Source organism: Streptomyces griseoviridis (assembly GCF_005222485.1).
GTDB lineage: Bacteria > Actinomycetota > Actinomycetes > Streptomycetales > Streptomycetaceae > Streptomyces > Streptomyces hintoniae.
In genome coordinates this window covers 7454513-7479103 of the sequence record NZ_CP029078.1, presented here as the reverse complement: position 1 = coordinate 7479103, position 24591 = coordinate 7454513, and the positions used below count along the sequence as shown (strand labels likewise).

At 72.7% G+C, this 24591-nt stretch carries 18 protein-coding genes and 2 pseudogenes; 2 read left to right on the top strand and 18 right to left on the bottom strand.

The genetic code is table 11. The annotated features are described in order from the left end of the window. The 17 genes and pseudogenes from DDJ31_RS32390 to DDJ31_RS32315 all read right to left on the bottom strand — a co-directional run bounded on the left by DDJ31_RS32390 (position 1) and on the right by DDJ31_RS32315 (position 21073). Complete coding sequence (locus DDJ31_RS32390; protein WP_127176861.1) at positions 1 to 849, bottom strand: TatD family hydrolase; 849 nt, start codon at positions 847 to 849, stop codon at positions 1 to 3. Beyond that, a pseudogene (locus DDJ31_RS32385) lies at positions 849 to 1562 on the bottom strand (EboA domain-containing protein); the annotation flags it as partial. The pseudogene DDJ31_RS32385 and the gene DDJ31_RS32390, both read right to left, overlap by 1 nt. 230 nt (positions 1563 to 1792) lie before the next feature. Beyond that, the gene (locus tag DDJ31_RS32380) at positions 1793 to 2728 is read right to left on the bottom strand and encodes a sugar phosphate isomerase/epimerase family protein (protein WP_127176863.1); all 936 of its coding nucleotides are present in this window, start codon (positions 2726 to 2728) and stop codon (positions 1793 to 1795) included. Next, positions 2725 to 3870, bottom strand: coding sequence for an SCO3242 family prenyltransferase (locus DDJ31_RS32375; RefSeq protein ID WP_253302960.1), 1146 nt, complete (start codon positions 3868 to 3870; stop codon positions 2725 to 2727). Before DDJ31_RS32375 ends, DDJ31_RS32380 begins: the two co-directional genes overlap by 4 nt. A gap of 515 nt (positions 3871 to 4385) precedes the next feature. Next, a complete protein-coding gene (locus tag DDJ31_RS32370) occupies positions 4386 to 5756 on the bottom strand; it encodes an inositol-3-phosphate synthase (protein WP_127176865.1) in 1371 nt (456 codons plus the stop codon). Between the two features lie 430 nt (positions 5757 to 6186). Further along, complete coding sequence (locus DDJ31_RS32365; protein ID WP_127176866.1) at positions 6187 to 7515, bottom strand: ThuA domain-containing protein; 1329 nt, start codon at positions 7513 to 7515, stop codon at positions 6187 to 6189. Positions 7516 to 7529: 14 nt separating this feature from the next. Then, positions 7530 to 10061 carry a carbohydrate-binding protein gene (locus DDJ31_RS32360; RefSeq protein ID WP_127176867.1) on the bottom strand — a complete coding sequence of 844 codons (2532 nt, stop codon included), beginning with the start codon at positions 10059 to 10061 and terminating at the stop codon, positions 7530 to 7532. Between the two features lie 94 nt (positions 10062 to 10155). Next, positions 10156 to 11154: a sugar phosphate isomerase/epimerase family protein gene (locus DDJ31_RS32355; protein ID WP_127176868.1), complete on the bottom strand. Its 999-nt coding sequence runs from the start codon at positions 11152 to 11154 to the stop codon at positions 10156 to 10158. A gap of 12 nt (positions 11155 to 11166) precedes the next feature. Further along, entirely contained in the window at positions 11167 to 12375 is a 1209-nt protein-coding gene (locus DDJ31_RS32350; RefSeq protein ID WP_127176869.1) for a Gfo/Idh/MocA family protein, read from the bottom strand. A gap of 99 nt (positions 12376 to 12474) precedes the next feature. Continuing rightward, positions 12475 to 13524 (bottom strand): substrate-binding domain-containing protein, encoded by a 1050-nt coding sequence (locus DDJ31_RS32345; RefSeq protein WP_171480932.1) that lies wholly within the window; start codon positions 13522 to 13524, stop codon positions 12475 to 12477. A gap of 17 nt (positions 13525 to 13541) precedes the next feature. Further along, complete coding sequence (locus tag DDJ31_RS32340) at positions 13542 to 14561, bottom strand: ABC transporter permease (protein WP_127176870.1); 1020 nt, start codon at positions 14559 to 14561, stop codon at positions 13542 to 13544. Beyond that, positions 14558 to 16075, bottom strand: coding sequence for a sugar ABC transporter ATP-binding protein (locus DDJ31_RS32335; protein ID WP_127176871.1), 1518 nt, complete (start codon positions 16073 to 16075; stop codon positions 14558 to 14560). Before DDJ31_RS32335 ends, DDJ31_RS32340 begins: the two co-directional genes overlap by 4 nt. A gap of 112 nt (positions 16076 to 16187) precedes the next feature. Beyond that, a complete protein-coding gene (locus tag DDJ31_RS32330; RefSeq protein ID WP_127176872.1) occupies positions 16188 to 17369 on the bottom strand; it encodes an ROK family transcriptional regulator in 1182 nt (393 codons plus the stop codon). A 262-nt stretch (positions 17370 to 17631) separates the two neighbouring features. Continuing rightward, on the bottom strand, positions 17632 to 18309 hold the full coding sequence (locus DDJ31_RS32325; RefSeq protein ID WP_127176873.1) for a GntR family transcriptional regulator: 678 nt from the start codon (positions 18307 to 18309) through the stop codon (positions 17632 to 17634). Positions 18310 to 18448: 139 nt separating this feature from the next. Next, on the bottom strand, positions 18449 to 19387 hold the full coding sequence (locus DDJ31_RS32320; protein ID WP_127176874.1) for a beta-ketoacyl-ACP synthase III: 939 nt from the start codon (positions 19385 to 19387) through the stop codon (positions 18449 to 18451). A 251-nt stretch (positions 19388 to 19638) separates the two neighbouring features. Continuing rightward, a complete protein-coding gene (locus DDJ31_RS39740; protein WP_276319299.1) occupies positions 19639 to 19773 on the bottom strand; it encodes an MFS transporter small subunit in 135 nt (44 codons plus the stop codon). Then, positions 19742 to 21073, bottom strand: coding sequence for an OFA family MFS transporter (locus DDJ31_RS32315; RefSeq protein WP_127176875.1), 1332 nt, complete (start codon positions 21071 to 21073; stop codon positions 19742 to 19744). Before DDJ31_RS32315 ends, DDJ31_RS39740 begins: the two co-directional genes overlap by 32 nt. Positions 21074 to 21276: 203 nt before the next feature. Here DDJ31_RS32315 and DDJ31_RS32310 point away from each other — a divergent pair. Both DDJ31_RS32310 and fdhD read left to right on the top strand, forming a co-directional pair. Further along, positions 21277 to 22242 (top strand): annotated as a pseudogene (locus DDJ31_RS32310) (2-dehydropantoate 2-reductase); the annotation flags it as partial. Positions 22243 to 22415: 173 nt separating this feature from the next. Next, positions 22416 to 23261 (top strand): formate dehydrogenase accessory sulfurtransferase FdhD, encoded by an 846-nt coding sequence (gene fdhD, locus DDJ31_RS32305; RefSeq protein WP_127176877.1) that lies wholly within the window; start codon positions 22416 to 22418, stop codon positions 23259 to 23261. A 205-nt stretch (positions 23262 to 23466) separates the two neighbouring features. Here fdhD and DDJ31_RS32300 read toward each other — a convergent pair whose 3' ends face one another. Next, entirely contained in the window at positions 23467 to 24486 is a 1020-nt protein-coding gene (locus tag DDJ31_RS32300) for a bile acid:sodium symporter family protein (protein ID WP_240678374.1), read from the bottom strand. Positions 24487 to 24591 lie beyond the last annotated feature (105 nt).

Genomic DNA, 24591 nt, shown 5'->3' with positions numbered 1-24591 from the left:
TCACTCCCCGCCGCGCAGCACGGAGTTGCCCTCGTGGGTGGCGTCGGTCGCGGTGACGTCAAGGGCGAGCCGGCCGCTGAGCCCGTAGAACGCGACGGGGTTGCGCCACAGCACCTGGTCGACGTCGTCCTCGGTGAAGCCCCGCGCGAGCATCAGGTCGCCGACCCGGCGGGTCTTGAGGGGGTCGCTGCTGCCCCAGTCGGCGGCGGAGTTCACCAGCACCTGTTCGGGGCCGTAGGTCCGCAGGAGCGCGACCATCCGCTCCTCGTCCATCTTGGTGTCGGGATAGACGGAGAAGCCGAGCCAGCAGCCGCTGTCCTTGGCCTCCTTGACGGTGGTCTCGTTGAGGTGGTCGACCAGGACCCGGTCCGGGGGCAGCGCGGACTCGTGGACCGCGTCGAGGGTGCGGCGCAGTCCGGCGAGCTTGTCGCGGTGCGGGGTGTGGACGAGCGCGGGAAGCGCGTGGTCGGCGGCGAGTTGGAGCTGGGCGGCGAGGGCGGTGTCCTCGGCGGGGGTCATCGAGTCGTAGCCGATCTCCCCGACGGCGACGACCTGGTCCTTGACGAGATAGCGCGGCAGTTCGTCGAGGACGGGGAAGCAGCGCGGGTCGTTCGCCTCCTTGGGGTTGAGGGCGATCGTGCAGTGGTGGGCGATGCCGTACTGCGCGGCGCGGAAGGGCTCCCAGCCCAGGAGGGAGTCGAAGTAGTCGAAGAAGGAGTGGGGTGAGGTGCGGGGCTGGCCGAGCCAGAAGGAGGGTTCGACGACGGCGCGGACGCCGGCCGCGCGCATCGCCCGGTAGTCGTCGGTGGTCCGTGACGTCATGTGGATGTGGGGGTCGAAGATGCGCATCAGGACTCCTTGCCGTCGGTGCCGTGCGGGCCGTGGTCGGCGGCCTGCGCGGGTGGGGTGGCGGTGGGGTCGGTGAGGGCCAGCACGCGGTACAGGTCCTCGGGCACGCGGCGTCCCGCGGCGGTCCGTTCGGCGGCGTGGTCGCCGAGCATCCGGGCGAGTTCCACGTCACCGTGGGCGCGGCGCTCCAGGTCGGCGATCCCGGTCACGGGCACCCCGGTGAACAGGCACTTCAGGACGGCGTGGCGCCAGAGGTGGGGAGGGAGGTGCCGGGCGGCGTAGGGGCCGACGGCGGCGGCGACCAGGCGGGTGTCGTTGGTCCGCAGGGCGTCCTCGACGAGCGGGCGGGCGTCGGGTCCCGCCACGAGGTGGGGCAGGGCGTGCAGCACGGCGCGGCGTTCGGCGGCGGTGCCCTGGGAGTAGACGCGGGTCAGGGCGTCGGTCCCGGCGCGGGCGGCGTGCAGGATCAGGACGCGGACGGCGTCGGCGTGATCGTGCCCGCACCGGCGACCGGCCTCGGCGAGCCGCAACTCCCACACAGCGAGCGGACCGTGCAGGCCGGGCTGCGAGTCGGCCTCGCGAAGGGCTTGGTCGAGCCAGGCACGGGCGGGCGGGGTGAGGTGGGGGGTGAGGTCGGCGTACAGGGTGGAGGGGGTGGGGAGGGGGGCGGGGGCGGGGGCCCCCGGAGTGGCTTTGGTGGTGCAGGCGGGCGTCTCCGGGGTGGCGGGGAGGGCGGGCGCGGTGGCCCCAGGGGTGGCTGGGACGGCGGGAGTGCTCGTCTCCGCGGCTGACGGGTCTGACGGGTCTGACGGGTCTGACGGGTCTGACGGGTCTGACGGGTCAGCCTGGGTGGTGGCTGTGGCGGTGGCGGGCGTCTCCGGGGACGGCCGGGTTGTCCGCGTCGGCGGGGTCGGGTCGGTCGACCGGGTGGTGCGGGGGTGGGTCATGGGGTGCGGCTCCCTTCGGGGGTGGCCGTCGGGGCGCCGCGGGATGCGGAGGCGTCGGGCGTGGAGGCCGCCTGGGCTGCCGCATGGTGGAGGAAGGGGAGGGAGCGTTCTGCCTGGCGTGGGCCCTCGTGGGAGTGGCGGGGCAGTTCGACGACGGTGAGGCCCTGGTAGCCGGTGGCGGCGAGGGCCGCGAGGACGGGCGGGAAGTCGATCTCGCCGGTGCCGAACGGGAGGTGTTCGTGGACACCGCGCCGCATGTCCTCGATCTGGACGTGGCGCAGCCAGGGGGCGGCGGCGCGGACGCAGTCGGCGGGAGGGAGGGGTTCGAGGCACTGGCAGTGGCCGAGGTCGAGGGTGAGACCGAGGTGGTCCGGGTCGCCGAGAGTGCGGCGGAGGTGGTGGAAGTCGGCGAGGGTGGCGAGGAGGTGGCCGGGTTCGGGTTCGACGGCGAGCGGGACGCCCGCGGTGGCGGCGGCTGCCAGGACGGGGGCGAGGGCGTCGGCCAAGCGATTCCACGCGGTGTCGGACGTGGTGTCGGCGGGCGTGACGCCGCTGAAGCAGTGCACGGCGTGGGCGCCGAGGTCGGCGGCGATGTCGACCGCGCGCAGCAGCAGGTCGACGCGTCGGGCCCGGTCGTCGGGGTCAGGGTCGAGCAGTGAGGGGCCGTGTTTGCGGCGCGGGTCGAGCACGTAGCGGGCACCGGTCTCGACGGTGACGTCCAGGCCGAGGGAGTCCAGGCGGCGGGCCACGTGCTTGACGCGGGTGGGGAGGTCGGGGGCGAAGGGGTCCAGGTGCATGTGGTCGAGGGTCAGGCCGACGCCGTCGTAACCGAGGTCGGCCAGGAGGGAGAGGGCGTCGTCGAGACGGAGGTCGGCGAGTCCGTTGGTGCCGTAGCCGAAACGGAGGGAGGTGGGGGGCCGCTGCGGGGTCATGTGACGCTCACCTTTCTCGCGAACCTCCTGGCGAGCGGGGCGAGGGCCGCGACCAGGAGGGCGGTGGGGGTGGAGCCGGCGCGGGCGGTGAGGGCGGCCTGGAGGGGGATCGTGGCGCGGATGCCGCCTGCGACGGCTCGTTGGGTGAGGGGAGGCGACGGGTTGAGAGCCGCGTGCAGGTAGGGGCGGGCGGCGGTGGCCGGGTAGGCGACGGCGAGCGCGACACGCAGGGCCTGGGAGGTGCGGTCGAGGGGACGCGGGGTCCGGCTGGAGGAAGGGGCCGGAGTGGTCTGGGGGTGCGTGTCGGTGGCCCGGGGGTACCTGTCGGAGGCCCGGGGGTGCGTGTCGGTGGCCCGGGGGTGCGTGTCGGTGGCCCGGGGTGGGGTCGGCGCGTCGGAGGTGAAGGCCGGTCGACGCGAGGCCCGTGTGCCCGAATGGTCGAGGGGCGGCGCGTCAGAGGTCGGGGCCAGTGGGCGCGCGGCCTGTGGGCCCGGCTGAGCGGGGCTCGGCTTCTCCCGGTGGCCTGTCCGGGGGCGGCGGGTCAGCAGGTGGGTCAGGACGCCGGTGGTGACCAGGGCGGCCAGGGGCACCAGGGGTGAGCCGCCGGTTGTCTCCCGGCGGGAGACGGTCGTCACGGCGAGGGTGTGGGTGGCGAGCAGGGTCGCGGACGGGACGGCGTCGCGGGCGCGGCCGGTGGTCGCGGCGGCGCCGAGGAGAAGGTCGAGTCCTCGGGCCGCGGCCATGGCGACCGGACCGGCCGGGGTGTGCTTCAGGGCGAGGTCGTAGGCCCAGATGGTGGCCGCCAGGGGTGCGGCGACCGCGAGTGCGGGGCGGCCCGCGCGGGCCGCGAGGGTCAGTCCAGCGGCCGTGAGGACGCAGGACGCGGCGATGGCGGAGGCTGGGCGGACGCGACCAGAAGGGAGGGGACGATGGGGGCGGTCGCGGGTGTCCTCGTCGCGGTCGGCCCAGTCGTTGAGGGCCATGCCGGCCTCGTAGAGGCAGAGGGAGGAACCGATGGCGAGGAGCGTGCGGGAGTTGACGGTGGCCGAGGCCGCGGCGGCGCCGGCCAGGGCGTCGCCGGGGACGGTGAACAGCGCGGGGAGGCGCAGGAGTTCGGCCCAGGCACGGAGGTCGGGGGCCACTGGCGTCGCGACGCCGGGTGCTGGGAAGGCGGGGCGGGAGAAAGACACGGCGCCGGGTGCTGGGGAGGCGGGGCGGGAGACAGACGCGACGCCGGGTGCTGGGGAGGCGAGGCCGGAGACAGACGCGACGCCGGGTGCTGCGGTGTCGGCTCCGGAGCCTGCCGCGACGCTGAGCCCTGCGGCATCAGCTCCGGAAACTGTCGCCACGCCGAGCCCTGCCGCGTCGGGTCCGGAAGCTGTCGCCGCGCTGAGGACTACGGCATCAGCTCCGGGAACTCCCGCCGCGCCGAGCCCTGCAACATCGGGTCCCGAGGCTGCCGCGGCTCCGGGCCTCGCGCAATCCGATCCGGAACCTCCCGCCGCGCCGGACACCGCAACATCGGGTCCTGACACTGCCGCGGCTCCGGGCCCCGCGGCATCCGATCCGGAACCTCCCGCCGCGCCGAGCACCGCGGCGTCGGGTCCGGAGACGTCACCATCGCGGGCCTCTCCGGGCACGGCACCGTGACGCCGGGTCACCGGGGCTCCCCGGCTCGGTCGCCCACCGGACGGCTGCCGCCGGGCTCGGGAGAGCCGACGCTCCCGTCGGGTCGATCGCGGTCGACGTACTTGTCATGCCCGCCTTGCCCGTCATGCCCGGCCTGACGGTCACCCGCCTCTCCCTCGCCGCTCCCTCCGCTCTCCCCCGTGCCCTGATCCCCGCGCTCCCCGTGCTCCCCCGCGGCTTTCCCCAGGCGGGTCGCGAAAGCCAGGAGGTCTGTGTACTGGTCGGCCAAGGACGACGGGGCGTCGCCGACCGGGTCCTTGAAGTAGAAGCCCAGTTCGCTCAACGGGCCGGAGATGCCCGCCTCGTGGGCTCGGGAGGTCAGGCGGGCGAGGTCCAGGACGAGGGGGGCGGCGAGGGCCGAGTCACAGCCCTGCCAGATGGTCTGGAGGATCATGCGGGTGCCGAGGAAGCCGTCGAAGGCGATGTGGTCCCAGGCGGTCTTCCAGTCGCCGAGCGCGGGGACGTCGTCGATGTGGACCTCGCCCTCGGGGGTGGTGCCCAGGGTGTCCGCGAGGACGCGTTCCTTGCCGGCGTTCTTCGCCGCTGCGGCGGCCGGGTCGGCGAGGGCGGCGCCGTCGCCGCCGCCGAGCAGGTTGGTGCCTGACCAGGCGCGGACAGTCAGCGCCCGCTGGCGGAACATCGGGCCGAGGACCGAGCGCAGGAGCGTCTGGCCGGTCTTGCCGTCCCGGCCCGCGTACGGCAGGCCACTGGCGGCCAGCCGCTCCGCAAGTGCCGGGTGGTGCAGGCCCGTTGAGGGGGTGAAGTTGACGTAGGGGCAGCCCGCCTCCAGGGCCGCCGCCGCGTACAGGGAGCTGGGCGGGAGGACGTCGCCCGTCGCCGTGGGTTCGGTGGAGGCGACGTTGATCACGACCGTCCGTCGCAGGCCGAGCCGTCGGGTGAAGTCGGTGATGTCGGCGGCGAAGTCGGCGATCAGTTGCCGGGGGCTGCGGGTGTCGCCGGGGGCCGGGCCGCCAGGTCTGATCTCCCGCTCGGCCGCGACGAGTTCGGCGTCGACGGCCGCGGGCAGGCCGGGCGGGAGCACACCCGCCGCCGCGAGCGCCTCGGCGCGTTTGGGCAGCGGGCAGTCGAGTGTGTCGTGGCCGCCGAAGACCAGGGTGGACAGCGGCGGCAGGTCAGCCCCGGCGAACTCGGCCGATTCGGTGACCAGTCCGGTGGGCGGACGCAGGCCCGCCGTGACGGCGGCGCAGCCCGCGACCGCCGTCACGGCCACGGAACCACGGGCACCGATCAGCCAGACACCGACGCGAGGCGGGACAACGGGAGCGGAGGGGGAAGCGGAGGCGGAGGGGGAGGCGGGGGCGGTTACGGGGAGGGTCATGGCGGGCTCCCAGTCGGACGCGTCGGGTGCTGAGTTGAGCGGGGCTGGACAGGGGGAACGGGGCTGGACGGAGCTGGGCAAGCAGCGGAGACGGACAGGCGAGGTGGTGGGGACGGTGGGCGGGAGTCCGGCGTCTCCCGCCCACCGCCGATCAGTCGCCCGGCGGCGCCACCGGGGAACCCGGCCTCACGGTCGGTGAACCCCAGGACACTGACGGGGAGTTCGGTCCTGCGGTCGGGACATCAGGCCGCGCCACCAGGGAATCCGGCCGCGCAGCCGGTGAACCCGGCCCCGGCAACGAGCAGTTCTGCCCCACAGTCGCGAAGCCCTCCCACGCCCTCGGGGGGACCCCACGCCCCCGGGAAACCCGGGGGCGTCGTGGCGATGGACGGTTCCGGGGGCGGCGCCGTCCCCTCCCCCGGCTCCCCCGTCACCGGAGCTCCTTGATCCGGATGTCGCGGAAGGACACCTGGTCGTCGGCTCCGTGGTTCTGGATGCCGATGTGGCCGTCGCGGAGGCTGCGGGCCGGGTCGGTGTTGGTGAAATCGTTGATGCGGACGCCGTTGAGCCAGACGCGCAGGCGTTCGCCCGTCACGCGGATCTCGTACGTGTTCCACTGCCCCGGCGGGTTGAGCGCGCGGTCGCGCTTCTTCAGGTCGGCGGAGCGGAAGCCGTAGACGGAGCCCGTGGTCCTCTCGGGTACGTCGGTGGCGTCGATCTGGATCTCGTAGCCCTGGTCCACGGCGGACCAGGGGTCGTCGGAGGGCGGGAAGCCCACGAACACACCGGAGTTGTCGTCGCCCGACGGGGAGGCCATCTTCCAGTCGAGCTTGAGGGAGTACGAGGAGAAGGCCGCCGCCCGGTACCAGAGCAGGCCCATCCCGCCCGACGAGGTGAGGGTGCCGTCGTCGGCCAGGGTGAACGAGCCGGGGCCCGCCTGCTGCCAGCCGTCGAGGGACGTGCCGTCGAAGAGGGGCCGGTAGCCGTTCTCCGGGCGGCAGTCGGCCTGGGCGTCGCCGATGGCCCAGCGCAGCCCGCCCAACAGGTGGGAGCGGAAGGCGGGTTCGGTGTAGGACTCCTTGGTGTGGCCGCCTCCGGTGTAGAAGGCACGTCCGCCCCGGTAGTTCTGGCACCAGGCGATCGGATGGTCGCCGTTCATGGTGCCGCCGGAGTAGGACGTCTCGTCGAGGGTGGCCAGGACGTGGGCCTGTTCGCGCGGGTTGGAGCGGTAGTTGTACCACTCGTCGGTGCGTTCCCAGACGGGGGCCAGGTCGGCGGTGGCCGGGTGTGCGCGGTCCTCGACGTGGACGGTCGCGGGCTGGATCGCCGGGTGCGACTGGAAGTAGGCGCCGGCGAGGCCGCCGTAGAACTCCCAGTCGTACTCGGTGTCGGCGGCGGCGTGGATGCCGACGTAGCCGCCGCCGTCGCGGATGTAGCCCTCGAACGCCTTCTGTTGGGGTGTGGTGAGGACGTCGCCCGTGGTGGAGAGGAAGACCACCGCGTCGTAGCGGCGCAGGGTGCGGGCGGTGAAGGTGGCCGCGTCCTCGGTGGCGTCGACGGCGAAGCCTCCGGTGGCTCCCAGTTGGCGCAGGGTGTCGATGCCGTCGGGGATGGAGTCGTGGCGGAAGCCGGCGGTCTTGGAGAAGACGAGGACCCGTTTCCCGGTCTCCTTCGGGTGCGAGGACGCGGGTGCCGAGAGTCCGGTGATGAGCAGGGTCGCGCCGACAACGGCGGTTGTCAGCAGGCCGGTTGTACGCATCGCGGTGCCTCCTGTCAGCCGGTGGTGAAGGTGAAGTCGTCGACGTCGAAGAGCGCGCCGGTGCCGCCCTTGAAGACGAGGTAGAGCGTGGTGGTGCCCTTCGGGGCGTGCCGCAGGGTGGCGGTGACGTCCTGGAAGGTCTCCCAGCCGCCGGTCACCGGGACGGTGGCCTTGCCGAGCAGGGTGCCCTTGGGTGAGCCCGCGCGGATCTCCAGGGTGCCGCCGGCGCCGCCGGACGAGACGCGTGCGGTGATCTTCTTGGCGTCGGCGAGGACGTACGGGGTGAACGCGATCCAGTCGCCGTGGTGGATGTCGCCGACGGTCCTGCCGCCGTGCGCGGCGTCCTTGGTGATCACGGAGACGCCGGAGGAGTCGCCGAAGTGCTCGGCCTGCCGGTGCCTGGGCTGGAGGACGTGCTGGTCGTGGGAGGTGAGCGGGTCCTGTCCGCCGCCTCCGTTGTCGGTGTACTCGGCGTCCAGGACGCCGAAGATGTTGGCGTTCTCGTCGTGGCCGCCGTCGGCGGTGGTCTGGAGGGTGCCGGTGCAGCCGGTGGCCGAGGTGATCGGGTGGCCGTGGGTGTCGTGGCCGAGGACGAAGCTGACCTTGACCTTGGCGCAGTCGATGGTGCGGCGGTCCTCGGGATCGGTGACCTTCACCTTGAACGGGATGGCGTCACCGAAGCTGAACAGCTGGCCGTCCTTGGGGAGTTGCAGGGTGACGGTGGGTGCCGTGTTGCCGACGACGACGCGGACGCTGGCGCTGCCGGTGCGTCCGGTGGGGTCCTCGGCGGTGAGGGTGGCGGTGTAGGTGCCGTTCTTGCGGTACGTGTGGGTGGGGTCGGCGGCCGTGGAGGTGGCGCCGTCGCCGAAGTCCCAGTGGTGGGTGAGGGTGTCGCCGTCCTGGTCGGTCGTGCCGGCGGAGGAGAAGCGGACCTTCAGCGGTGCCTGTCCCGAGGTGCGGTCGGCCGCGGCCTGGGCGACCGGTGAGTGGCCGTCGGTGGCGTTCTCGATGCGGTAGAGGCCGGAGTTGTCGTCGCCGCCGAACCAGGCGGTGCCGTAGTCGAGGACGTACAGGGCGCCGTCGGGGCCGAACGCCATGTCCATCACCTGGGTGCCGGTCCAGGGCACGGGGTTGATGGACTGCACGGTGCCGTCGGCGTCGCTGACGATGCGCTTGATCCAGCGGCGGCCGAACTCGCCGGCGAAGAAGTCGCCGTCGTACGCCTCGGGGAACTTCACGGGCGAGTCGAGGTCGGCGTCGTAGTGGTAGACCGGGCCGCCCATCGGGGACTCGGAGCCGTCGCCGAACTCCGGTACGGACGGGCCGTCGTAGGGGATCCAGGCGGGCTGGGCCGGGGGCAGGTCGGTGAGTCCCGTGTTGTGCGGGGAGTTGTTCTTGGGGGCGGCGCAGTCGAAGGCGGCGCCGGACGTCTTCGTCGCGAAGTCGTAGTCGCGGTATGCGTCGTTGGCGCCGGTGCAGTAGGGCCAGCCGAAGTTGCCGGGGCCGGTGACGCGGGCGAACTCGACCTGTCCCGCCGGGCCGCGGGCCGGGTCGGCGGTGCCGGCGTCGGGGCCGTAGTCGCCGACGTAGAGGATGCCGGTCTGCCGGTCGACGCTGAAGCGGAACGGGTTGCGGAAGCCCATGGCGTAGATCTCGGGCCTGGTGCGGTCGGTGCCGGGGGCGAAGAGGTTGCCTTCGGGGATGGTGTACGAGCCGTCGGCCTCGACGTGGACGCGGAGGATCTTGCCGCGCAGGTCGTTGGTGTTGCCGGCCGAACGCTGGGCGTCGAAGGCGGGGTTGCGGCCGTCGCGTTCGTCGATCGGGGTGAAGCCGTCGGACTGGAACGGGTTGGTGTCGTCGCCCGTCGACAGGTACAGGTTGCCCGCCGCGTCGAAGTCGATGTCGCCGCCGACGTGGCAGCACAGGCCGCGGGAGGCGGGGATGTCGAGGATCTTCTTCTCGCTGGCGTTGTCGAGGGTGCCGTCGGTCTTCAGGACGAACCGCGAGAGGCGGTTGACGCCGTCGAAGGGGGCGAAGTCGGCGGCGGTGCCGGTCTCGGGGGCGTCGCCCGCGGGGGTGTCCAACGGGGGTGCGTAGTAGAGGTAGATGAAGCGGTTGGTGGTGAAGTCCGGGTCGACGCCGACGCCTTGGAGGCCCTCCTCGTCGTGTCCGTACACGGCGAGCTTTCCGGCCAGGGTGGTGTCGCCGGCGGCGTCGGTGATGCGGAGTTCGCCGTCGCGGGAGGTGTGCAGGACCGAGCGGTCCGGGAGGACGGCGAGCGACATGGGCTCTCCGACCTCCGCCTCGCCCTTGGCGAGGGTGACTTGCTGGAAGTCCTCGGCCGCGGCGGCCGTCGCGCCCCCGGTCACGGTGGTGGCCGGGCCCGGGTCGGCGACGGCTGCGCCGGCCTGCGGGCTGGTCAGGGAGAGGGTGGCGCCCGCGAGCAGCGCGGCGCCCAGGAGGGCGACGGACTTGCGCAGGGGCGGGCGTCGTCGGTGCGGTTCGGTTCTGCCGGGGCGGGTGGTCGTGGGGTCGTTCCCGTGCACGGGTGCCTCCAGGATGGGGCTGGTTGTACGGGCGGGTGCGTACGCCGGGATGCGCCGTCATCCCGGAGAGGCGAGAGGTGTCGTGTGGGGGGTGTCAGTTGCCGAACGCGGCGTCGAAGGACGCCGTCGGGGCCTCGTAGTCGAACGCCTTCAGGCGGGTGAGCGCCTCGGGGGCGCCCTGGAGCCGGTCCATGCCGGCGTCCTCCCACTCGACGGAGACCGGGCCGCGGTAGTCGATGGAGCGCAGCATCCGGAAGACGTCCTCCCAGGGGACGTCGCCGTGGCCGGCGGAGACGAAGTCCCAGCCGCGTCGGGGATCGCCCCAGGGGAGGTGGGAGCCGAGGCGGCCGTTGCGGCCGTCGAGGCGCTTGCGGGCCTCTTTGCAGTCGACGTGGTAGATCCGGTCGCGGAAGTCCCAGAGGAAGCCGACCGGGTCGAGGTCCTGCCAGACGAAGTGCGAGGGGTCGAAGTTGAGTCCGAAGGCGGGCCGGTGGTCAACGGCCGCCAGCGCCTGCTGGGTTGTCCAGTAGTCGTAGGCGATCTCGCTGGGGTGGACCTCGTGGGCGAAGCGGACGCCCTCCTGGTCGAAGACGTCGAGGACGGGGTTCCAGCGCTCCGCGAAGTCCTCGTAGCCGCGGGTGATCATCGACTCGGGGGCGGGCGGGAACATCGCGACGAGGTGCCAGATCGCGGAGCCGGTGAAGCCGACGACAGTGTCGACGCCGAGGGCCGCCGCGGCGCGCGCGGTGTCGGCGATCTCGGCGGCGGCCCGTCGCCTTACGCCCTCGGGTTCGCCGTCGCCCCAGATCCTGGCGGGCAGGATGGCCTGGTGGCGTTGGTCGATGATGGCGTCGCAGACGGCCTGTCCGACGAGGTGGTTGGAGACGGCCCAGCACTTCAGGCCGTACTTGTCGAGGAGTTGGTGGCGGGAGTCGATGTACGACGGGTCGGCGAGCGCCTTGTCGACCTCGAAGTGGTCGCCCCAGCAGGCGAGTTCGAGTCCGTCGTAGCCGAAGTCGCGGGCGTGGCGGCAGACCTCCTCCAGGGGCAGGTCGGCCCACTGACCGGTGAACAGCGTGAATCTGCGCGGCATGGCGCGGCCTCCTCAGCCTGCGACGGGCGTGTAGACGGAGTTCTTCTCGGCGCTCTCCTCGACGGCCGCGAGCACGCGCTGCACCTGGAGTCCGTCGGCGAAGGAGGGGCGGGGCCTGGTGCCCTCGGCGACCGCGTGGACGAGGTCGCGGACCTGGTGGACGAAGGTGTGCTCGTAGCCGAGGCCGTGTCCTGGCGGCCACCAGGCGTCGAGGTAGGGGTGGTCGGGTTCGGTGACGAGGATGCGGCGGAACCCGGCGTGCGTGCCGGGTTCGGTGCCGTCGTGGTAGGAGAGTTCGTTGAGGCGTTCCAGGTCGAAGGCCAACGAGCCGCGCTCGCCGTTGAGTTCGATGCGCAGGGAGTTCTTGCGGCCGGTCGCGTACCGGGTGGCCTCGAATGAGGCGAGGGCGCCGGAGGCGAAGCGGCCGGTGAACAGGGCGGCGTCGTCGACGGTGACCGCGCCGGTCCCGGCGGACGCCCCGGCGCTCAGGCCGCTGGTGGTGCCGAGGGGCAGCGGGCGTTCCCGTACGAAGGTCTCGGTCAGCGCGGACACCCCGGCGAGCGGTTCGCCCGCGAGGAACTGGGCGAGGTCGACGATGTGGGCGCCCAGGTCGCCGAGGGAGCCGGAGCCGGCGTGTTCCCTGCGCAGCCGCCAGGTCAGCGGGAAGCCGGGGTCGACCAGCCAGTCCTGGAGGTAGGTCACCCGCAGGTGGCGCAGGGTGCCGAGCCTGCCCTCCTCGACCATGGTGCGGGCGAGCGCGGTGGCGGGCACCCGGCGGTAGTTGAAGCCGACCATCGCCAACTGGCCGCGTGCGTAGGCCGCTTCGGCGGCGGCCGTCATCGCCTCGGCCTCCGCGACGGTGTTGGCGAGGGGTTTCTCGCACAGCACGTGCTTGCCTGCGGCCAGCGCGGCGAGGGCGATCTCGGCGTGGCTGTCGCCCGGGGTGCAGATGTCGACGAGGTCGATGTCGTCCCGTGCGATCAGCCGTCGCCAGTCGGTCTCGGCGCTGTCCCAGCCGTGCCGGTCGGCCGCGGCGCGGACCGCCGCCTCGTCCCGTCCGCAGATCGCGGCCAGGACGGGCCGGCGCGGCAGGTCGAAGACCCGGCCCGCGGTGCGCCAGCCCTGGGAGTGGGCGGCGCCCATGAAGGCGTAGCCGACCATGCCGACGCGCAGCGGCGTCCGCTCTCCGGGTGGCCCGTCCGGCTGCTGCGGCTGTCCCATACGGAAGTCCTCCTGGTCCTCGGGGTCCCTGTGGCGCTGGTGGTCCACGTCGTCGGTGCGCCGTGCGGGGTGCGGGGCGGCGGGTGCGGGCGGGGCCTGTCAGCGGAAGCCGGTGGGCAGGTAGCGCTCGATGTTGTCCTTGTCGACGACGGCGGAGTAGAGCGTCACCGAGGTCGGGATCTCGTACTCGGCGAGCCCGCCGACGCCCTTGCCCTGGCCGAGCGCGCGGGCCAGGTCGATGGCGGAGGCGGCCATGGTCGGCGGGTAGAGGACGGTGGCCTTGAGGACGCCGTTGTCCTGTTTGATGGCCTGGAACGCGGAGAGCGCGCCGGCGCCGCCGACCATCAGGAAGTCGTCGCGGCCCGCCTGTTCGACGGCGCGCAGCGCGCCCACGCCCTGGTCGTCGTCGTGGTTCCACAGGGCGTCGAACTTCGACTGCGCCTGGAGGAGTTGGGCCATCTTGGCCTGTCCCGACTCGACCGTGAAGTCGGCTGCCTGGCGGGCCACCTTCTTGATGTTGGGGTAGTTCTTGAGGGCGTCGTCGAAGCCCTGGGTGCGCTGTTTGGTCAGCTCCAGGTTGTCGAGGCCGGCGAGTTCGACGACCCGGGCGTCGCTCTTGCCCTTGAGTTTCTCGCCGATGTACGTGCCGGCGTTGAGGCCCATGCCGTAGTTGTCGCCGCCGATCCAGCAGCGGTACGCCTGCGGGGAGTTGAAGATCCGGTCGAGGTTGACGACGGGGATGCCGGCCCGCATCGCCTTCAGGCCGACCTGGGTGAGGGCCTTGCCGTCGGCGGGCAGCACCACCAGGACGTCGACCTTCTTGTTGATCAGGGTCTCGATCTGGCCGATCTGGGCGGCGGTGTCGTTGGAGCCCTCGGTGATCTCCAGGGTGACGTCGGAGTACTTCTTGGCGCGGCGCTTGGCGTTGTCGTTGATCGCGTTGAGCCAGCCGTGGTCGGCCTGCGGTCCCGCGAAGCCGATGGTGACCTGCTTGCCCGGCTGGTCGTCGGTGGCGGACTGGCCGCCGGCCGCGGGCTCCTCGTCCTGGGAGTCGTTGCTGGTGCAGCCGGCGAGGAGGGCGCCGGTGGAGACGGCGGCCGCGCCGAGGAGGAGCCCTCTGCGGCTGGTGCGGGACATCGGCTCTGGCATGGCGGTGAACCCTTTCCTCATGTCGTGCTCGCGGTACGGCGCTGGACCAGCACGGCGGCGACGATGATCGCGCCCTTGGCGATCTGCTGGACGTCGCTCTGCAGGTTGTTGAGGGCGAAGATGTTGGTGATCGTGGTGAAGATCAGGACGCCGAGCACCGAGCCCGTGATGGTGCCGCGTCCGCCGGTGAGCAGGGTGCCGCCGATGATCGCGGCGGCGATGGCGTCGAGTTCGTAGAGGTTGCCGTTGGTGTTCTGGCCTGACCCGGAGAGGACGATCAGCAGGAACGCGGCGATGCCGCAGCACAGTCCGGACAGCAGGTAGAGGTAGAGGCGCTGGCGGCGGACGTCGATGCCGGCCAGCCTGGCGGCCTCCGCGTTGCCGCCGACGGCGACCGTGCGGCGGCCGAAGGTGGTGCGGTTGAGGATCAGCCAGCCGCAGACGGTGACGACGGCGAAGACCATGACGAGGGGCGGCACGCCCAGCACGTAGGCGTCGCGTTCGCCGAGGTCGAGGAGGCTGGTCACGCCGACGATCTGGGTCTTGCCGTCGGTGATCTGGAGGGCGAGCCCGCGGGCCGAGGCGAGCATCGCGAGGGTGGCGATGAACGGGACCATCCCGCCGTAGGCGATGAGAAGTCCGTTGACGAGTCCGCAGCCGACGCCGACCAGGACGGCGGTGAAGAGGATGCCGGCGAAGCCGAACTCCTGGGTGGCGACGGTCGTCGCCCACACCGAGGAGAGGGCGACGATGGCGCCGACCGAGAGGTCGATGCCGCCCGAGGTGATGACGAAGGTCATGCCGACGGTGACGACGCCGATCACCGACGCCTGGGTGAGGACGAGTTGGAGGTTGCGGGTGTCGAGGAACTCGTCGGGTCTGGTGATCCCGCCGATCAGGACGAGCGCGGCGAGCACGCCGAGCAGGGAGAGGGTGCGGACGTCCGCGTGGCCCAACAGGCCGCGGAACGCGGGGAGTCGGTCGACCGGGGGCAGTTTGTGGGTGCTGTCCCGGGGCGGGGAGACGGGCTGCGTCATGTCGCCGGGCTTCCTTCCATGACCAGGTCGAGTACGCGGTGTTCGTCGAGTTCGCGGGCGGGTGCCGTGTGGACGACGTGTCCTTCGCGGAGCACCAGGACGCGGTCGGCGAGGCCGAGCACCTCGGGGACCTCGCTGGAGACCAGCAGGACGGCCAGGCCCTGGTCGGCGAGGCGCCGGATCACCGCGTACAGCTCGGCGCGGGCGCCGACGTCGACGCCCCGGGTGGGTTCGTCGAGGAGCAGGACCCGGCAGCCGCGCAGCAGCCAGCGGGCCAGGACCGCCTTCTGCTGGTTGCCGCCCGAGAGGGTGCGCACCGGCGCGGACGGGGTGTCGGGGCGCAGCGACAGTTCGCGGGTGGCGGCCCGTGCGGCGCGGTGTTCGGCGCCGCGGTCGATCCAGCCGGCGCGGGCGAAGCGGGACAGGGAGGAGACGGAGACGTTGCGGGTGACGGACTCCAGCATCAGCAGGGCCTGTGCCTTGCGTTCCTCGGGGGCGAGGCCGAGTCCGGCGCGGACGGCGGCCCGCACGCTGCCGGGCCGCAACTCCTGTCCGTCGACGAGGACGTGTCCGGAGGTGGGCCTGCGGGCGCCGTAGATCGTCTCCAGGATCTCGGAGCGTCCCGAGCCGACGAGTCCGGCGAGGCCGACGATCTCGCCGGGTCGCACCCGCAGGTCGAGGGCGGCGAACTCACCGTCCCTGGCGAGCTGTCGCACGTCGAGGACGGGTGGTAGGTCGGGCGGGGAGGCGGGCCGTTCGGGGAAGACGTACTCGACCGGGCGGCCGGTCATCAGGGCCACCACGTCGCGGGTCGGGGTGGATTTCGCGGGGAGGCCGCCCGCCACGGCGCGGCCGTCCTTGAGGACGGTCACCCGGTCGCCGATGCGGCGGATCTCCTCCAGACGGTGGGAGATGTAGACGACGGCGACGCCGTCGGCGGTCAGGTCGGTGACGATGCGGAACAGGTTGTCGACCTCGTCGGGGTCGAGGGCGGCGGAGGGTTCGTCCATCACGATGAGCCGGACGTCGTGGGAGAGGGCGCGGGCCATCGACACGATCTGCCGCTGGGCGGCGGACAGTTCGGCCACCAGCCGGCCGGGTTCGATCTCCGGATGGCCGAGCCGTTTCAGCAGCAGGGCGGTGGACGCCCTGGCCGCCTTGGCGCGGACGACGAAGCCCGCCGTGGTCGGCTCGTGGCCGAGGTGGACGTTCTCGGCCACCGACAGGTGCTCGACGAGGTCGAGTTCCTGGTAGATGGTGGCGATGCCGAGGCGCATGGCGGCGCTGGGCGAGCGGAGGGTGACCTGCTCGCCGCGCCACCGGATGGTGCCGGTGCCTGGCTGGTGGGCGCCGGCCAGGACCTTGATGAGGGTGGACTTTCCGGCCCCGTTCTGGCCGAGCAGGCAGTGCACTTCCCCCGCCTGGACGTCGAGGTCGACGCCGTCGAGGGCCCGGACTCCGGGGAACGACTTGGTGATGCCGGACATGCTGAGCAGCGGTGGTTCTGGTGCCATGAGTGGTTCCCCTCGGCTGGCGTGCGGGCCGGTGTCAGGGCAGAGCAGGGCAGGGCAGAGCGAGGCGCTGTACAGAGCGGTGGGCACGGCGGGCCGCGACGCGGCCGGTCGGCTACGCCGGGGAGAAGAGGTGGTCGCTGATCAGTCGGGCCGCGCCGATGACTCCGGCGGAGGGCCCCAACTCCCCCAGCACGATGGGCAGGTTGCCCGTCGCGAGGGGAAGTGACTGGCGGTACACCTGGGTGCGGATCGCGGCAAGCAGGGTGTGGCCGAGGCCGGTCACCCCACCGCCGATCACCACCAGGCCGGGGTTGAAGAAGGAGACCAGGCCCGCGATGACCTGGCCGGTGTGGTTGCCGCCCTCGCGGATCAGGGCGAGGGCGGTGGCGTCGCCGGCGACGGCGGCGGCGGCCACGTCGGACGCGGTCAGGGTGCCGTGGGCCGCGAGCCGGCCCGCCAGTTCCTCCGACTGCCCCTGCTGGGCCGCCTCCTGGGCGTCGCGGGCCAGGGCGGCGCCGCTGAAGTGGGCTTCCAGGCAGCCCCGGTTGCCGCAGGCGCACGGGCGCCCGTCGGGCACGGCCTGGATGTGTCCGATGTCGCCCGCGCTGCCGGTCGCCCCGCGGTGGACCTCACCGCCGACGACGATGCCGCAGCCGATACCGGTGCCGATCTTGACGCAGAGGAAGTCGTCCACGGTGCGGGCGACGCCCGCGTGCTGCTCCCCCATCGCCATGAGGTTCACGTCGTTGTCGACCATGACCGGGCAGCCCAGTTCCTGGCTGAGTGCCTCGCGTACCGGGAAGCCGTCCCAGCCGGGCATGATCGGCGGGGCGACCGGGACGCCCTCGGGGAAGCGGACCGGGCCGGGGACGCCGATGCCGGCGCCGTCGTACCCCTCCGCGAGCCCGGAGGCCCGCAACTTGGCCGCCATGGAGAGGACTTGCTCGAAGACGGCGACCGGGCCCTCACGGACGTCCATCGGCTGGTTGAGGTGGCCGAGGATCTCCAGTTCCGCGTTGGTGACGGCGACGTCGACCGAGGTCGCGCCGATGTCGACACCGAGGAACCGCAGGCCGGGGGCGAGCCGGATGTTGTGGGAGCGGCGGCCACCGCGCGAGGCGGCGAGTCCGTCGGCCACGACCAGGCCCGTCTCCAGCAGCCGGTCCACCTCCACGGCCAGCTTGGACCGCGAGAGGTCGACCTGATCGCCCAGTTGCGCACGGGAGTTGGGGCCGCCGTCGCGCAACAGCTTGAGCAGACGGGCCTGATGGGCGTTCGCGGGTCGTGCCGTCATGCGTCTCACTGACCCCTCCCCGCCTCAACCGGCCTACTGCGTTCGGGCTTTCGAGGGGAACGTAGCAGCGACCGCCGAACCTGGGAAGAAGCTGTGCACGAATTGCCGTCGACTTTCTCCTCTCACAGGACAAAGAGCGACGGGCCGGTCCGGAAGCCGGGGCCGTCCGGAGCGTGGGGCGTCCGGGCCGCGGACCCACCAGGCCGCGGGGCGTCTGGGCCGTGAGGCGTCCGGGCCGCAGGGCGTCCGGGCTGTGGGCCGGCTACGCCGTGGGGCGTTCGTGGTAGGAGCGGCGGGTGTGTTCGGTGTGGTCGCGCATCAGCTCGGTGGCCCGGCGTTCGTCGCGGTCGGCGATGGCCGCGATCAGGGCGCGGTGCTCGATCCAGGACTGCTCGCCGCGCTGCCGGGCGACCGGGGTGTAGTACCAGCGCACCCGCCGGTCGACCTGCGCGGCCAGCTCCGCGAGGACCGTGTTGCCGGCCAGCTCCATGATCGCGGCGTGGAAGCGGGCGTTGACGGCGACGGCGCCGTCCACGTCGTCCGCGGCGACCGCCGCTTCGCCCTCGACGCAGAGCGCCGTCAGCGCGGCGATGCCCGCGCTGCCCGCGTTGGCGGCGGCGAGGCGGGCCGCCTCCGCCTCCAACAGGGTGCGCACGGTGAGGAGTTGGTCGGCCTCCGCCTCCGTCGGTTCATGGACGAAGGCGCCCTGGGCGGGCCGCAGATCGACCCATCCCTCGGTGTTGAGGCGCTGGAGCGCCTCGCGCACGGGCTGGCGGGAGACCCCGAGATGGCCCGCGAGTTCGCTCTCGACCAGATGCTGGCCGGGCCGCAGGGCCCGGGTGGTGATCAGTTCGAGCAGCGCCTCGTAGACGCGGTCGCGCAGCGGGCCGGGTCGTTCGAGCCTGGGTACCGCGCCCTGCGGCAGTCCTGTCGACAACATCGGTCGGTCCCCTCCTGGGCGGTGCGGGGGCAACTGCGGCCCGAAAGCCAGTATGAATTGTCTTTCGTCTACAGTCTACGGCCCGCCATGGCCACCCCTGCCGTCGGACGACTCCGCCACATCTGGCTGAAACCGCAGGTCAGGGGCAGCGGATGACCTGACCCGCGTACGACAGGTTGCCGCCGAATCCGAACAGCAGGACCGGGTCGCCGGTGGCGAGCGCACCCTGTTCGACGAGTTTCGAGAAGGCGAGCGGGATGCTGGCGGCCGAGGTGTTCCCCGAGTCGACGACGTCCCGCGCGACGACCGCGTTGACGGCGCCGATCTTCTCGGCGAGCGGCTCGATGATCCGCAGGTTGGCCTGGTGCAGGACGACCCCGGCGAGTTCCTCGGGGGTGAGTCCGGCGCGCGCGACGGCCTTGCGGGCGAGGGCGGGCAGCTGGGTGGTGGCCCAGCGGTAGACGCTCTGCCCCTCCTGCGCGAACCGGGACGGCGTGCCCTCGATCCGCACGGCGTGCCCCATCTCGGGCACGGAACCCCAGAGCACGGGACCGATGCCGGGCTCGTCCGTCGCCTCGACGACGGCGGCGCCCGCGCCGTCCCCGACGAGCACGCAGGTGGTGCGGTCGGTCCAGTCGGTGATGTCGGTCATCTTGTCGGCGCCGATGACCAGGGCGCGGGTGGCGGCGCCCGCGCGGATCGTGTGGTCGGCGGTGGCCAGGGCGTGGGTGAACCCGGCGCACACCACGTTGACGTCCATGGCGGCGGGCGACGGGATGCCGAGCCGGTGGGCGACCCGGGCGGCCATGTTGGGTGAGCGGTCCACGGCCGTGGAGGTGGCGACGAGCACCAGGTCGATGTCGGCGGGCTCGATGCCCGCGGCCGCGAGGGCCTTCGCTCCGGCGTGCGCGGCCAGCTCGTCGACCGGCTCGTCGGGTCCCGCGACGTGCCGCGTGCGGATGCCCACCCGGGTGGTGATCCACTCGTCGCTGGTGTCGACCAGGCCCGCCAGATCCTTGTTGGTGAGCACCTTGGCGGGCTGGTAGTGGCCGACGGCGGCGATGCGCGAGCCGTTCATTGGGGGATCCCCTTCACTGCCTGGGTAGCGGGATCCACCAGTCTGATCAGTGACTCACGGGTACGGCGGCGGGTGAGCCGACAGGAAACGGAGGTCCTTGTTGTCGGCTTCTGTCAGACCCTCGGACGCCTGAATCACGTCCGAACAGTCACCCGGTGTGTCCGGCGCCGGTCGCCCGGGGCCTCCCGGCCGCTCCTGGGCGGTCACCCGCGGTGTCCTGGGCCGCGGACGACCGCCTCGGAGGGTCCGGTTCACCCGGTGAACAACTGTGTGGCCTTCCGCACCAGCTCGTAGAGGCCGTAGGCGAGGGGCACCCCGACCCACACCCACGCGAGGGTGATCAGCCACCGCCGGTCAGGCGGACTCTGGCTGCGGTCGTTCGACATCGGCGGCCTCCCTCGGGGCGGGCACGTGGTGGCGGGGGTCGACCGGCCTGACCAGTTCGTTGGCGACGAAACCGACGATGAGCAGGCCGATCATGATGAGCAGGGAGAGGCCGTAGAGGGAGGCGCCGTGCCGGCCCGCGGCCTCCTGGCGGTCGGCGATCCAGTTCACGATCAGCGGTCCGAGGACGCCCGCCGTGGACCAGGCGGTGAGCAGCCGCCCGTGGATCGCGCCGACCTGGTAGGCGCCGAAGAGGTCCTTCAGATAGGCGGGGATCGTCGCGAAGCCGCCGCCGTAGAAGGAGAGGATCACCAGCGCGCAGAGCACGAACAGCGGCTTCGAGGCGTCGCCGAACAGGGCGATCAGGGCGTACATCACGGCGCCGAAGCCCAGGTAGACGCGGTAGATGTTCTTGCGTCCGATGAGGTCGGAGGTGGACGACCAGCCGATGCGGCCCGCCATGTTCGCGGCGGACAGCAGGGCGACGAAGCCGGCGGCGGCCGACACCGAGACCGGGGTGGCGGTGTCCGCGAAGAAGTCCGTGATCATCGGGGCGGCCTTCTCCAGGATGCCGATGCCCGCCGTCACGTTCATGCAGAGCACCACCCACAGGCACCAGAACTGCGGGGTGCGGACGGCGGCGCGCGCGGAGACCTGCGGTCCCGCGAGGGCGCTCGGGGCGCCGGCCACCGGACGCTCGCCGCGCGGGACCCGGATCAGGAACACCCCGAGGGACATGAACGCGGCGTACGCGAGGCCGTGCACGAGGAAGGCGAGCGCGATCCCCGAGCTGTCGGCGCCGAAGGACTCCAGCATCTGCGTGGACCAGGGCGAGGCGATGAGCGCGCCGCCGCCGAACCCCATGATCGCGATGCCGGTGGCCATGCCGGGGCGGTCGGGGAACCACTTGATCAGGGTGGAGACCGGCGAGATGTAGCCGATGCCGAGGCCGACCCCGCCGACGAAGCCGTAGCCGAGGACGATCAGCCAGTACTGCTCGGTGGCGGCGCCGAGGGCGGAGATCAGGAACCCGGAGGAGAAGCAGACCAGGGAGACGGTCATCGCCCAGCGCGGCCCGTTGCGCTCCACGAGGGTGCCGCCGAACGCGGCCGACAGGCCGAGCATCACGATGGCGAGCTGGAAGGGCAGCGCGCTCTGCGTGCCGCTGAGACCGAGGGCGGACTCCAGGGGCGGCTTGAAGACGCTCCAGGCGTAGGCCTGCCCGATGGAGAGGTGGACGGAGAGGGCGGCGGGCGGGACGAGCCACCGGCTCCAGCCGGTGGGGGCGACGGGAGGACTCATGATCCCGGACGGTAGGCAGCGCGGGGGGAGTTGAGAACCCGCTCGTCACCCGGGTGCGCCGAACGGTACGCGGGGCGCGACGAACGGTCGTACCGACCGGTTTCCGGTCAGCGGCCTTGTCGCCTCAACTCGCCTACTGTAGACAGTATTTCGTCGACGTTCGACAGTTCCTCGGTACCCTCGACCGAACGGAGCTTCCCCGTATGCGAGTCGCAGTCCTCGGCGCCGGTGCGATCGGCGCCTATGTCGGTGCCGCGCTCCACCGCGCCGGCGCCGATGTCCATCTGATCGCCCGTGGACCGCACTTGGCGGCCATGAGGCAGCACGGGGTCCAGGTCCTCAGCCCGCGCGGCGACCACACCGCCGCCGTCCACGCCACCGACGACCCGGCCGAGATCGGCCCGGTCGACTACGTCTTCCTCGGGCTCAAGGCCCACGCGTACGCGGCGTGCGGGCCGTTGATCGAGCCGCTGCTGCGGGACGGCACGGCGGTGGTGGCCGCGCAGAACGGCATCCCCTGGTGGTACTTCCACCGGCACGGCGGCCCGCACGACGGCCACCGGATACGGAGCGTGGACCCGGACGGCGCGGTCAGCGCGGTGCTCGCGCCCGAACGGGCCGTCGGCTGCGTGGTGTACGCGGCCACCGAACTCGAAGCGCCGGGCGTGGTACGGCACGTGGAAGGCACCCGGTTCTCGGTCGGTGAGCCCGACCGGAGCGTCTCGGCGCGCTGCCTGCGGTTCGGCGAGGCGATGCGGGCCGGCGGTCTGAAGTGCCCGGTCGAACCGGACCTGCGCGACGACATCTGGCTCAAGCTGCTCGGCAACATCTCCTTCAACCCGATCAGCGCGCTGACCCGCGCCACCCTGCGGCAGATGTGCCTGCACGGCGGCACCCGCGCGGTCATCGAGACGATGATGGCGGAGACGCTCGCCGTCGCCGCGGCCCTCGGCTGCGAGGTCCGCGTCTCGATCGAGCGCCGGATCGCCGGTGCCGAGCGGGTCGGCGACCACCGCACCTCCACCCTCCAGGACCTGGAGCGCGGCCGGCCGCTCGAACTCGACGTGCTGCTCGCCGCCGTCGTCGAACTGGCCGAGCTCACCGGCGTCCCGGTGCCGACCCTGCGCACCGTGCACGGCCTCACCGACCTGCTCGCCCGGCACGGCGCCCTGGGCCCCGCGCCCGCGCCCGCAGCCGCGCGAGAGGCGTCCGCCGGGAGCGGGCCGCCGCCGCGCCCGCCGCGTGCGGGACAATGACGTCGTGAGGGTCACCCCGCCGCCCGGCGGGCCGGGGCCCGCACGGGGCCGCACCGACACGTACAGGACCGGGACTGGGGCGCGACATGGGACGAGTCACGGAACGACGCAAGGTGATCCGGATCCGGGACGGAGCCGTCTCGGCCCGCCCGGACACCCTGGTCGCCGAGGAGCCGCTGGAGATCAGGCTGAACGGCAAGCCGCTCGCCATCACCATGCGCACACCGGGCGACGACTTCGCGCTGGCCGCGGGCTTCCTGGTGAGCGAGGGCGTGCTCGCGGAGGGCGACGACCTCCAGAGCATCGTCTACTGCGCGGGCGCGACGGTCGACGGATCGAACTCGTACAACGTGGTGGACGTGCGGACCGCGCCTGGCGTGGTGATCCCCGACATCACGCTGGAGCGGAACGTCTACACCACCTCGTCCTGCGGCCTGTGCGGCAAGGCGAGCCTGGACGCGGTGCGCACGACGGCCCGCTGGCCGATCGCCGACACTCCCCCGGTCCTGGTCGACCCCGAGCTGCTGGCCCGCCTCCCCGACCGGCTGCGGGCCGCGCAGCGGGTCTTCGACCGGACCGGGGGCCTGCACGCGGCGGCCCTGTTCTCCGAGACGGGCGAGCTGCTCGACGTCCGGGAGGACGTGGGCCGGCACAACGCGGTCGACAAGCTGATCGGGCGGGCGCTGCAGAGCGGCGGGCTGCCGCTGTCCCGAGCGCTGCTGCTGGTCTCGGGGCGGGCCTCGTTCGAGCTGGCGCAGAAGGCCGTGATGGCCGGTATCCCGGTCCTCGCGGCGGTCTCCGCGCCGTCGTCGCTCGCGGTGGACCTGGCGACGGAGACCGGGCTGACCCTGGTGGGTTTCCTGCGGGGCAGCTCCATGAACGTGTACGCGGGCGAGGAGCGCGTCGTCCTGCGGACCGCGGCCCAGGCGTGACGGCCCCACCGCGACACGGCGGCGGGGCCCCGACCGGCGGGGAGCGCCCCCTGCGCCGACGGGGCCCCGCCTCGGCGGAGTAGCGGAGCAGCGGAGCCCTCCGTCTCCGGTTCCGTCTCTGTCCGCGCCCGCGCCCGCGCCCGCCGCCGGTCAACGTCCGCCCGCCGCCGTCACCGTCCCGCCGGTCAGCGTCCGCCCGCCGCCGTCACCGTCCCGTCGGGCCGGTGGCCGCCGTGGCGTGGGCCGGCTCCGTCGGGAGCGGGCTGTCGGACGTCTCGCCGTCCAGCGGGTCGCGGGAGCGGCGTTTGGCGATCACCGCGCAGACCATCAGCTGCATCTGGTGGAACAGCATTAGCGGCAGGACCGCGAGCGACGCGTGCGCGCCGAACAGGACGCTGGCCATGGGCAGCCCGGAGGCGAGGGACTTCTTGGAGCCGGCGAACTGGAGGGCGATCCGGTCCTCCCGGCCGAAGCCCATCGCCTTCCCGCCGTACCAGGTCAGGGCCAGCATCACGGCGAGCAGGACGGCCTCGACGGCCAGCAGCCCGCCCAGCCGCACGGGGCTGACCTGGTGCCAGATGCCCTGGACCATGCCCTCGCTGAACGCGGTGTAGACGACCAGCAGGATCGAGCCGCGGTCGACCAGGCCGAGGACCTTCTTGTGCCGGGTGACGAAGCCGCCGATCCAGCGCCGCAGCAGCTGCCCGGCGAGGAACGGCACCAGCAGTTGCAGCACGATCTCGACCAGCGAGTCGGCGGAGAAGCCGCCGGTGCCCGAGCCGAGCAGGGCCGCCGCGAGCAGCGGGGTGGCGACGATGCCGACGAGGGAGGAGAAGGAGCCCGCGCAGATCGCGGCGGGGACGTTGCCGCGGGCCATCGAGGTGAAGGCGATCGACGACTGGACCGTGGACGGCACCAGGGTGAGGAAGAGCAGGCCCTGGTAGAGCGGGTGGGTCAGAAGGACGGGGACGAGCCCGCGGGCGGCCAGGCCGAGCACTGGGAAGACGACGAACGTGCAGGCCAGGACGGTGAGGTGGAGCCGCCAGTGGCGCAGTCCCTCGACCGCCTCGCGGGTGGAGAGGCGGGCTCCGTAGAGGAAGAAGAGGAAGGCGATCGCGGCGGTGGAGGCGCCCGAGGCGACGTCGGCCGCTGCGCCGCGCGCCGGGAGGAGGGCCGCGAGCCCCACGGTCGCGAGCAGCAGCAGGACGTACGGGTCGATCGGCATCCCACTCGGCCGGCGCAGGCGTTTCACGGTGCTCCACTTGCTGTGTGCTGTCGGTGATCAGGGGCGGTGCGAGGGCCGGGGCCCGGGTGATCATGTGCGGTGCGG

What these genes read in the sequence shown, in the direction of transcription:
- DDJ31_RS32315 (WP_127176875.1), bottom strand. Translation starts at nt 21,073, where the DNA reads ATGAGTCCTCCCGTCGCCCCCACCGGCTGGAGCCGGTGGCTCGTCCCG.
- DDJ31_RS32335 (WP_127176871.1), bottom strand. Translation starts at nt 16,075, where the DNA reads ATGGCACCAGAACCACCGCTGCTCAGCATGTCCGGCATCACCAAGTCG.
- DDJ31_RS32390 (WP_127176861.1), bottom strand. Translation starts at nt 849, where the DNA reads ATGCGCATCTTCGACCCCCACATCCACATGACGTCACGGACCACCGAC.
- DDJ31_RS32380 (WP_127176863.1), bottom strand. Translation starts at nt 2,728, where the DNA reads ATGACCCCGCAGCGGCCCCCCACCTCCCTCCGTTTCGGCTACGGCACC.
- DDJ31_RS32365 (WP_127176866.1), bottom strand. Translation starts at nt 7,515, where the DNA reads ATGCGTACAACCGGCCTGCTGACAACCGCCGTTGTCGGCGCGACCCTG.
- DDJ31_RS32325 (WP_127176873.1), bottom strand. Translation starts at nt 18,309, where the DNA reads ATGTTGTCGACAGGACTGCCGCAGGGCGCGGTACCCAGGCTCGAACGA.
- DDJ31_RS32355 (WP_127176868.1), bottom strand. Translation starts at nt 11,154, where the DNA reads ATGCCGCGCAGATTCACGCTGTTCACCGGTCAGTGGGCCGACCTGCCC.
- DDJ31_RS32320 (WP_127176874.1), bottom strand. Translation starts at nt 19,387, where the DNA reads ATGAACGGCTCGCGCATCGCCGCCGTCGGCCACTACCAGCCCGCCAAG.
- DDJ31_RS32330 (WP_127176872.1), bottom strand. Translation starts at nt 17,369, where the DNA reads ATGACGGCACGACCCGCGAACGCCCATCAGGCCCGTCTGCTCAAGCTG.
- DDJ31_RS39740 (WP_276319299.1), bottom strand. Translation starts at nt 19,773, where the DNA reads ATGTCGAACGACCGCAGCCAGAGTCCGCCTGACCGGCGGTGGCTGATC.
- DDJ31_RS32345 (WP_171480932.1), bottom strand. Translation starts at nt 13,524, where the DNA reads ATGCCAGAGCCGATGTCCCGCACCAGCCGCAGAGGGCTCCTCCTCGGC.
- fdhD (WP_127176877.1), top strand. Translation starts at nt 22,416, where the DNA reads ATGGGACGAGTCACGGAACGACGCAAGGTGATCCGGATCCGGGACGGA.
- DDJ31_RS32370 (WP_127176865.1), bottom strand. Translation starts at nt 5,756, where the DNA reads ATGACCCTCCCCGTAACCGCCCCCGCCTCCCCCTCCGCCTCCGCTTCC.
- DDJ31_RS32350 (WP_127176869.1), bottom strand. Translation starts at nt 12,375, where the DNA reads ATGGGACAGCCGCAGCAGCCGGACGGGCCACCCGGAGAGCGGACGCCG.
- DDJ31_RS32340 (WP_127176870.1), bottom strand. Translation starts at nt 14,561, where the DNA reads ATGACGCAGCCCGTCTCCCCGCCCCGGGACAGCACCCACAAACTGCCC.
- DDJ31_RS32300 (WP_240678374.1), bottom strand. Translation starts at nt 24,486, where the DNA reads ATGCCGATCGACCCGTACGTCCTGCTGCTGCTCGCGACCGTGGGGCTC.